This is a genomic window from Hymenobacter telluris (assembly GCF_017313265.1).
Classification (GTDB): Bacteria; Bacteroidota; Bacteroidia; order Cytophagales; family Hymenobacteraceae; genus Hymenobacter; species Hymenobacter telluris.
Genome location: NZ_JAFLQZ010000023.1, coordinates 60,998 through 68,514 on the forward strand (window position 1 = coordinate 60,998; position 7,517 = coordinate 68,514).

Annotated in this window: 8 protein-coding genes; 5 read left to right on the plus strand and 3 right to left on the minus strand. The window is 58.4% G+C overall.

Translation table 11 applies throughout. The features are described from left to right. Nucleotides 1–76: 76 nt before the first annotated feature. Both J0X19_RS22700 and J0X19_RS22705 read right to left on the minus strand, forming a co-directional pair. Nucleotides 77–1,144: a DUF6687 family protein gene (locus J0X19_RS22700; protein WP_206986705.1), complete on the minus strand. Its 1,068-nt coding sequence runs from the start codon at nt 1,142–1,144 to the stop codon at nt 77–79. A 106-nt stretch (nt 1,145–1,250) separates the two neighbouring features. Next, nucleotides 1,251–1,583, minus strand: coding sequence for an HNH endonuclease (locus J0X19_RS22705; protein WP_242583233.1), 333 nt, complete (start codon nt 1,581–1,583; stop codon nt 1,251–1,253). A 204-nt stretch (nt 1,584–1,787) separates the two neighbouring features. On the opposite strand from J0X19_RS22705, the gene J0X19_RS22710 reads away from it, so the two are divergent. The 5 genes from J0X19_RS22710 to J0X19_RS22730 all read left to right on the plus strand — a co-directional run bounded on the left by J0X19_RS22710 (nt 1,788) and on the right by J0X19_RS22730 (nt 6,582). Beyond that, a complete protein-coding gene (locus J0X19_RS22710) occupies nt 1,788–2,234 on the plus strand; it encodes a hypothetical protein (RefSeq protein ID WP_206986706.1) in 447 nt (148 codons plus the stop codon). A gap of 156 nt (nt 2,235–2,390) precedes the next feature. Beyond that, nucleotides 2,391–2,699 carry a thioredoxin gene (trxA, locus tag J0X19_RS22715; protein WP_022823894.1) on the plus strand — a complete coding sequence of 103 codons (309 nt, stop codon included), beginning with the start codon at nt 2,391–2,393 and terminating at the stop codon, nt 2,697–2,699. A 106-nt stretch (nt 2,700–2,805) separates the two neighbouring features. Next, nucleotides 2,806–5,154, plus strand: a complete 2,349-nt coding sequence (locus J0X19_RS22720) for a TonB-dependent receptor (RefSeq protein WP_206986707.1) — start codon at nt 2,806–2,808, stop codon at nt 5,152–5,154. A gap of 74 nt (nt 5,155–5,228) precedes the next feature. Beyond that, entirely contained in the window at nt 5,229–6,071 is an 843-nt protein-coding gene (locus tag J0X19_RS22725) for a DUF4249 domain-containing protein (protein WP_206986708.1), read from the plus strand. Between the two features lie 76 nt (nt 6,072–6,147). Continuing rightward, nucleotides 6,148–6,582 carry a lipocalin family protein gene (locus J0X19_RS22730; RefSeq protein ID WP_206986709.1) on the plus strand — a complete coding sequence of 145 codons (435 nt, stop codon included), beginning with the start codon at nt 6,148–6,150 and terminating at the stop codon, nt 6,580–6,582. A 71-nt stretch (nt 6,583–6,653) separates the two neighbouring features. On the opposite strand, the gene J0X19_RS22735 is transcribed toward J0X19_RS22730, so the two are convergent. Next, nucleotides 6,654–7,472: a purine-nucleoside phosphorylase gene (locus J0X19_RS22735; protein ID WP_206986710.1), complete on the minus strand. Its 819-nt coding sequence runs from the start codon at nt 7,470–7,472 to the stop codon at nt 6,654–6,656. Between the last annotated feature and the right edge of the window lie 45 nt (nt 7,473–7,517).

Here is a 7,517-nt window from a genome sequence, read left to right on the forward strand (position 1 = left end):
AGCACGGGAGAGATGCTTCGACAAGCTCAGCATGACGGCCTCTACTACTCACTGTTGTTACAGTTCAGTATAGCGGCTAGATACTGATGTTCTCCGCCCCTGCGGCTTTGATTTCCGCCCACGTCCAGTAGCGTTTCGGGGCTATGCCAGCGTATGTCTCTCGGAAATAGCTAACAATTACCTGTTCCATTTCTTCCGGCGAAATGCTTGACGCATGAATGGGGCGTTGGTCGGGGTCGGCGTAGCGCTGGGCTTTGCGGAGGGTTTTGCCCGCCAGGCGCAGTAGCGGGCCGGTATCGGTAACGCCGTCGAAAGTCCAGCGGTGGGGGGCCTGCTCTAAGGCGTTGAGTTGGGCGGCCAGGTTGTTGAGGGGCAGGCGTGGCAGCGTGGGGCGGCTTTCCAGGTCTATCCAGGTGGTGTATTTGTACTCGAACTCGTAGCGCTGGCCACTGTAGATACTGAGCACCATATCCAGGCCGGCGGTACTGCCAAACAGCGCGTAGTACGGCAGCGGCTCGGGGGCGCGTATCACGGCCAAGCCTATTTCGGGGTAAGTGGTACGGGTGGCGGCGGTTTGCATGGTTGCCACGGCTTGCTGCACCCGCTCATACTCCGGCTGCCACGCGGCGCGGTCGGTTTCGGGGTCTTCCAGGAGCTGCTGAAAGCGCGGCAGAAACCACTCGAACTTTTCGGCGGAAGCTTCGTCTTCGCGGCGGCGCAGGGCGGGCGCCCCAAACGGCTCGTAGAACAGCTCTTTCTCGCGGGCATTCAGCCAACATACCAGCCGCAGCGCATGGTCGGCCAGTGGGTCGCGGAAATCCAGTTCCCGGAAGTCACCGAGGGTGGCGGTGAGGCGGAGCAGGTGCTCGTGGCGAAGCGCCAGGGCCGGATTCAGCAAGCTCCACACCCCCACAAAACCATCTACATCGAAGTGGTTGGCCGTAACAGCGGCGGCATCCAGGCCGGGCGTTTCGGGGCGGTGCAGGGCCCGGAGCACCGAGCCGGCGCTGGTATCGTCACGCAGCAGCTCGGGCGTGGCGGCCCCGCGCCAGTGGGCCAACGTTAGCGCCGCGCCCAGGCCCACGCTGTCTACCACAATAGTGGGTTGCTGCCGCAACTGCTGAAACGGAACGAAGTATCTCAAAAGTGAAACAGTGAAGTGGTGAGCTTACTATGCCGGCGCCGTCGGCGCAAGTTGCGCTAAAGCGGCCAATAGAACGTCAAATTCCCTGTTTCACCACCTCACAAGCTCACTCCCTACCGCGCCGGTTGCTGATGCGCTCCACGCGGCTGCGCCGAATCCAGTGCAGGTATTTTTGCAGTTTCTCGGCGTTGCGCAGGGCTTCAATGGTGTGGTACTGGCGGGCCAGCTCTTTGTTGTCGAGCAGCAGATGAATGCTGCTGTGGCAGGGTTGGCACAGGTCGGCGGTGGGACCGTGCCGGCCGCCTTCCTCGCGCGGTATCAGGTGGTGGCGCGAGGTCTGCTGCACTTCCCGCTCACACAAAGCACAGCAAGTTTCGGTTGCAGCGGCTGCTTCCAAAGTGGGGCTCGGGTCAGGTGAAAACCGGCGGCGGCGGGCCATAGGCGAATACGGAATAGTCTCTTGAAAAACCCCGGTACCAAGCCAGAGGTTCGCCTTCCAGCAACAAAAAAATATAGACCACTGGCATAAAGCCAGGGGCAAATACTCCTATATTGGGTTGGTTTAAAACGATATAGCAGCCATTTACCTTGTTTTTTTAACTTTTCCGTCCTTTTGTTGCCTTCTCACTTTATTACCTCACTCATGGGAATTTCTACGCCTGTTTTTTCTACCCGTATCCTCTCTATTCTCCGGCCGCTTGGGCTGGCGCTGGCCCTGCTCCTGCTGGCTCCGGTAGCTTCGCAGGCCCAAACCTGGATGGTTTCCACCGACGCTTACATGAAGCTGGGGGTGATGGATAAGTATGGCACCCTGGGCACCTACAAAGCCCGCTTTGTAGTGACCAACACGCGCACCAGCAAAACCTACTTCCTGGTGAAAGAGGTGCCCACTGGCCAGAACGGCGTCGATGTAATTTTCCCGTCGGAACCGTCGGAGCCCGACTACTTTAAAAGTGAAACCGGCGAAGCGGCCCGTGCCCAGCCCGGTGCCTACACCTGGGAGTGCCAGGTGAACGGCAAGAAAGCGGTAGGCGGCCGTTTCACGTTTGCTGAAACGGCCAACGATGTAACCGTGGTGGATAAAAAGTAGCTACTGTGTACTTTCCTCTCGAAAAGCCTGGTGCTCACGTACCAGGCTTTTTTGTGCTCAACAAACGCCGAACGGGCAATTTCGTATCATCTAGGCCGGCGGTATTGCCTTAGTGGTAGCTGCCCGTTGTATTTCCCTACCTCAACTTTTCTTCCGATGCCTAAGAAATCCTTTTCCGAACTCATTAACAGCCCTGGTATGCCCGTGCTGGTTGATTTTTACGCTGATTGGTGCGGCCCTTGCAAAACCATGGCGCCCATTCTGGAGCAGGTTGCGGCGCAGCATCAGGGTAAGCTCAAAGTCATTAAGATTGACGTGGACCGCAACCAGGCCGTGGCCCAGCAATTCCGCGTGCAGGGCATTCCTACCCTTATTTTGTTTCATAAAGGCCAGCCTGTGTGGCGGCAGTCGGGGGTGGTACCGGGGACGCAACTCACGCAAGCCGTACAACCTTTTTTGGGGTAAGCTGCTCACTTCAGGAAGGTTGGGTGCTTGCAAACTAATCCGGCAAAGCCCGGCGTTAGGATGCGCGTAGCCTACCTTTGCTACCATCGGCACTTACCCCCTCCGAATGCGCAACACGTTTCTACTGCTTGTTTTCAGCTTTTTCCTGGTTCTATCTGGCTTACCCGCTGCGGCGCAGTCGGCCGTAAAATACACGCTCAGTGGCTACGTGCGGGCCGCCAACAGCCGGGAAGTGCTGCCCGGCGCATCGGTTACGGTGCCAGCGCTGGGCACCGGCGTCACAACGGATGCAGCGGGCTTCTACTCCTTGGATTTACCGGCTGGCAAGTACCAGGTGGTGGTTTCGTTTATCGGTTACCTGAACCAGACGCGGGAGTTGAACTTGGCGCGCGACCAGAAAGTGTCGTTTGCGCTGGCAGAATCCTCTAACACGCTGGGCGAGGTGGTGGTGGAAGGCGCGGGTACATTAGAGCAAAAGCTGCAAACCCCGCAAATGAGCGTGGAGCGCCTCACGGCCAAAGAAGCTAAGCTGCTGCCGGCTTTGTTTGGCGAGGTGGATATTCTAAAAACGTTGCAACTCAAGCCCGGCGTGCAAAACGGCGGCGAAGGCACCAGCGGCTTGTTTGTGCGCGGCGGTTCCTCCGATCAGAACCTGGTGCTGGTAGACGATGCCCTGGTGTATAACCCCAGCCACTTGTTCGGGCTGTTTTCGGTGTTCAACCCCGATGCCGTGCAAAGCGTGGACCTGTACAAGGGTGGCTTTCCGGCGCAGTACGGCGGGCGGTTGTCGTCGGTGATTGACGTGAAGCTGCGCGAGGGCAGCAAGGAGAAGATTGGCGTAAGTGGCGGGCTGGGGCTGATTTCGTCGCGCCTGACGGTGGAAGGCCCGATTGTGAAGGATAAGGGCTCGTTTATTCTGTCGGGCCGGCGCACGTATTTCGACGTGTTTACGCGCCAGATCAACAAGCTCAACGACGACGACCCCGACTATAACCCGATTCCGGACTATTATTTCTACGATTTCAACGCCAAGGCCAACTACACCCTCGGCCCCAAAGACCAGGTGTTTCTGAGTGGGTACTACGGGCGCGACGCCTTTAAATTCGGTTCGCAGGGCGGCTTCGATTTCAGCTTCACCTGGGGCAACACGGTGGGGGCAGCCCGCTGGAGCCACGTGTTCAACAAGCGGCTGTTCCTCAATACCACCGTATCGGCCACCGATTACCAGTACGCGGTAACCAACAAGCTCGACCAGTTCAGCTTCAGCCTCGGCTCCAACATCCGCGACTATTCCGTCCGCACCGACCTCGATTATACGCCCAATACCAAGCACGCACTCAAGTTTGGCGTACAAGCCACCACGCACCGCTTCGGGGTGGGTCGCTTGCAAGCCGGTGCTTCCGATGGCCGTTTCAGCATCGGCTCGGATGTGGCCTACCGGGGCCAAGAAGGCGCCGTGTACGCCTCCGACAACTTCAAGCCTTCCGACAAATGGCAACTGGAATACGGCTTGCGCCTAACCGGCTTCCAGAGCGGCTCTGATGCTTATGGCGGCATTGAGCCGCGGGGGGCGGCGCGCTATTCGCTCACGCCCAAAACCTCGCTCAAGGCCAGCTACGCCCTGATGTATCAGTACGTGCACCTCGTGACAAACTCCGGCGCTACCTTGCCCACCGACATCTGGTACCCTTCCCGGCTGTCGGTGAAGCCGCAACGCTCGCAGCAGGTAGCCACCGGCGTCAGCTTCCTGCTCGGCGACGGCAAATACCTGCTCAGCAACGAGGTGTACTACAAATGGAGCCACAACCAAGTGGATTTCAAGGACGGTGCGCAGCTGTTTGTGAACCCCGATTTGGATTCGGAGTTTCTCTTCGGCAAAGGCTGGGCGTACGGCAACGAAATCTACCTGGAAAAGAAAACCGGCCGCACCACCGGCTGGATTGGCTACACCCTGTCGTGGAGCAAGCGCCAGTTCCTGCCGCAGCGCGGCACCACCGGCATCAACAACGGCGCCGAGTTCTACCCCAACTACGACCGACGCCACAACCTGACGGTGGTAGTGCTGCACCAGCTCACCGAGCGCCTGAACCTGACCGGTTCGTTCGTGTACACGTCGGGCAACCCTACCACCCTGCCCGCGGGCCGCTTTGCGGTGCAGGATATTTTCGGGGGCGAGGTGGAGGCGGTGCCCATTTACCCCGACCGAAACTCCTACCGCATGGCGTCCTACAACCGCCTGGATTTAGGGCTGGTTTGGAAACTGAAGCCCAATCGTTGGTTCGATGAGTCGGATTTGACGTTTAGCGTGTACAACGCCTACAACCGCCGCAACCCCTATTTCGTGTACTTCGACCAGGTGCGGGCCGACGACGATGCGCCCGTGACGGGCTTCCGTGCTCGGCAGGTGTCGTTGTTCCCGGTTATTCCGGCCGTCACCTACAACTTCAAATTTTGAACGCGCATTTTGCAGATTAGTCGGATTGCACGGATTTCGGGGTTCCGGCTTGTTGTTTTTTGGTACTTGATTCTATGCTTGATTCATTGAAAAACTGGTTGCTTGCCTTGCGTTTTGCTTGGTTGCTGGCGTTGGCGCCGTTGGGAGCCTGCGACTTGCAGCAGGATATTGACGTGGATATTCCGGTGCTGCCAGCACAATTGGTGGTGGAGTGCTACCTCGAAAACGGCCAATTACCGCAACTCACCGTCACGGAAACCGTGCCTTACCTGGCCACTCCCGAGCCCGTAGTGCCCACCGACGTAACCGTGCGGCTTACGCTCCCCGACGGCCGGGTACAGACCCTCCCCTATTTCCCGGCCATCGACCCAACCACCGGCAAAGGCTTCACCCACATCGGAATACGGCGCATAGTGGCCCGGCCCGGCGACACGTTCAAGCTAGAGGTTACGGATACCAAAGGCCGCCGCGTAACCGGCACCGCCACCATGCCCGGCCGCGTCCCGATTGACTCGTTGGAGTACGAGTTCAATAACCCGCCCGCCGGGCCGCCAGAAGCCTACGTGCTAACCAATTACAAAGACCCGCCCGGCCTCGGCGACTACTACCGCTTCCAAATTCACCGCGACAGTATCGGCCCCGACCCGGAAATCGACTACGACGTGGACGACCGACTAACCGACGGCCAAAGCCTCTCTCTGGGCACCAGCTACCAGTTCGACCCCGGCGACACGCTTCTGGTAACGCTCTACCACATCGACCGGCCTTATTACCTGTTCCGGCAATCGGTGAATGATGCGCGCAACGCCAATGGCAACCCGTTTTCGCAGCCTTCCGCCATTAAAAGCACAGTGGAAGGCGGTATCGGGGTGTTTACCATTCTCAGCTACGACCGGAAGCGGCTTATTATTCCGTAGCTATTAGGCACGTGCCTGCAACGTTCTATCCGGGCAGCGTCTCTGTTCTATACTTTTCACTTTTATTCTGTTGTTCATGGTTACGCTACGTGCCCGATTCCCCCTTTTTCTACTTGTATTCGCCTTCCTCGGGCTAGCGCTCAGCAGTTGCCAGACCGACGATGACGACCCTACCCCTGCTGTCAGCAGTCAGTACTTAACCGTTGGCTCGTGGCGGCTTGATGCCATTCGGGAAGCCAGCCAGACCGTTAGTACCGGCACGGATATCAAAGACCGGCATAGTTTCACTTTCCGCCCCGATGGCACGTACACACAAACCTTTCTGGAAGATGGGGAGACGTTTGACGGCTCGTGGATGCTGATGGGCAGCAACACTATACTGCATTTCACCGACCACAAAGGCGACGACCACCAATACACACTAACTAGCCTAACGGCTACTGAACTGCGTTACAGCTGGGTAAACAGAGACAATGTTGTAGAAGAATTTGTCTTCTCAGCCCAACCATAACAAGCTACACACAACAACAAAAAAGGCCACTGCAAGAAGCAGTGGCCTTTTTTGTTGAGTAGTAAATAGAGCTACTGCTTTTCTATCACGGCCCGAAGCAGCGCCGTGAGGCGGGGCTCGGCGTCGGCGGCTACGCGCAGGATATCGGCAATGGCCACGCGCTTGAGCTTGCCGGGTGAGCACAGGTCGGTGATGACGCTGATGGCCAGCACGGGCAAACCCATGTGCACGGCGGCAATAACCTCTGGCACGGTGCTCATGCCCACCGCGTCGGCCCCAATGGTGCGCAGGTAGCGGTATTCGGCGGGCGTTTCCAGCATGGGGCCGGGCAGGCTGGCGTACACCCCGCGCCGCACCTTATCGGCAAAACCGAGGCTGCGGGCCGCTTCTTCGGCCTGCCGAAGCAGGGTGGTATCGTAGGGCTCCAGCATATCAGGGAAGCGCGGACCCAGCTCATCGAGGTTCTTGCCTACCAACGGGTTGGTGGGTTGCAGGTTGATGTGGTCTTCGAGCAGCATCAAGTCTGAGTATTCGTAGTCGGGGTTGAGGCCGCCGGCGGCGTTGCTCACGAATAGCTTCTGAATGCCAAGCAGCTTCATCACGCGCACCGGCAGCACCACCTGCTCCATGGTGTAGCCCTCGTAGTAGTGGAAGCGCCCTTGCATCACCAGCACCTTGCGGCCGGCCAGCTCGGCGGCCAGCAGGTTGCCGGAGTGGCTTTCCACCGTCGAAACCGGAAAGTTGGGAATCTCAGCGTACGGAAACGTGTGATGAACGGTCAGGTCCTTTACCAGCGCCCCCAGCCCCGTCCCGAGGATGATGCCGAACTCAGGCGTGAAATCAGAAAGGCGTTGGCGCAGGTAGTCGGCGGCTTGGTGAAGGTGCTGCATGAAGGTTATTGTTGAAATTGACTCTAAAAGCTAGTTCCCCTCCTT

Excerpts from the sequence above, each read along its gene's own strand:
- J0X19_RS22705 (WP_242583233.1), bottom strand. The coding sequence starts at position 1,583 with ATGGCCCGCCGCCGCCGGTTTTCACCTGACCCGAGCCCCACTTTGGAA.
- J0X19_RS22710 (WP_206986706.1), top strand. The coding sequence starts at position 1,788 with ATGGGAATTTCTACGCCTGTTTTTTCTACCCGTATCCTCTCTATTCTC.
- trxA (WP_022823894.1), top strand. The coding sequence starts at position 2,391 with ATGCCTAAGAAATCCTTTTCCGAACTCATTAACAGCCCTGGTATGCCC.
- J0X19_RS22720 (WP_206986707.1), top strand. The coding sequence starts at position 2,806 with ATGCGCAACACGTTTCTACTGCTTGTTTTCAGCTTTTTCCTGGTTCTA.
- J0X19_RS22725 (WP_206986708.1), top strand. The coding sequence starts at position 5,229 with ATGCTTGATTCATTGAAAAACTGGTTGCTTGCCTTGCGTTTTGCTTGG.
- J0X19_RS22730 (WP_206986709.1), top strand. The coding sequence starts at position 6,148 with ATGGTTACGCTACGTGCCCGATTCCCCCTTTTTCTACTTGTATTCGCC.
- J0X19_RS22735 (WP_206986710.1), bottom strand. The coding sequence starts at position 7,472 with ATGCAGCACCTTCACCAAGCCGCCGACTACCTGCGCCAACGCCTTTCT.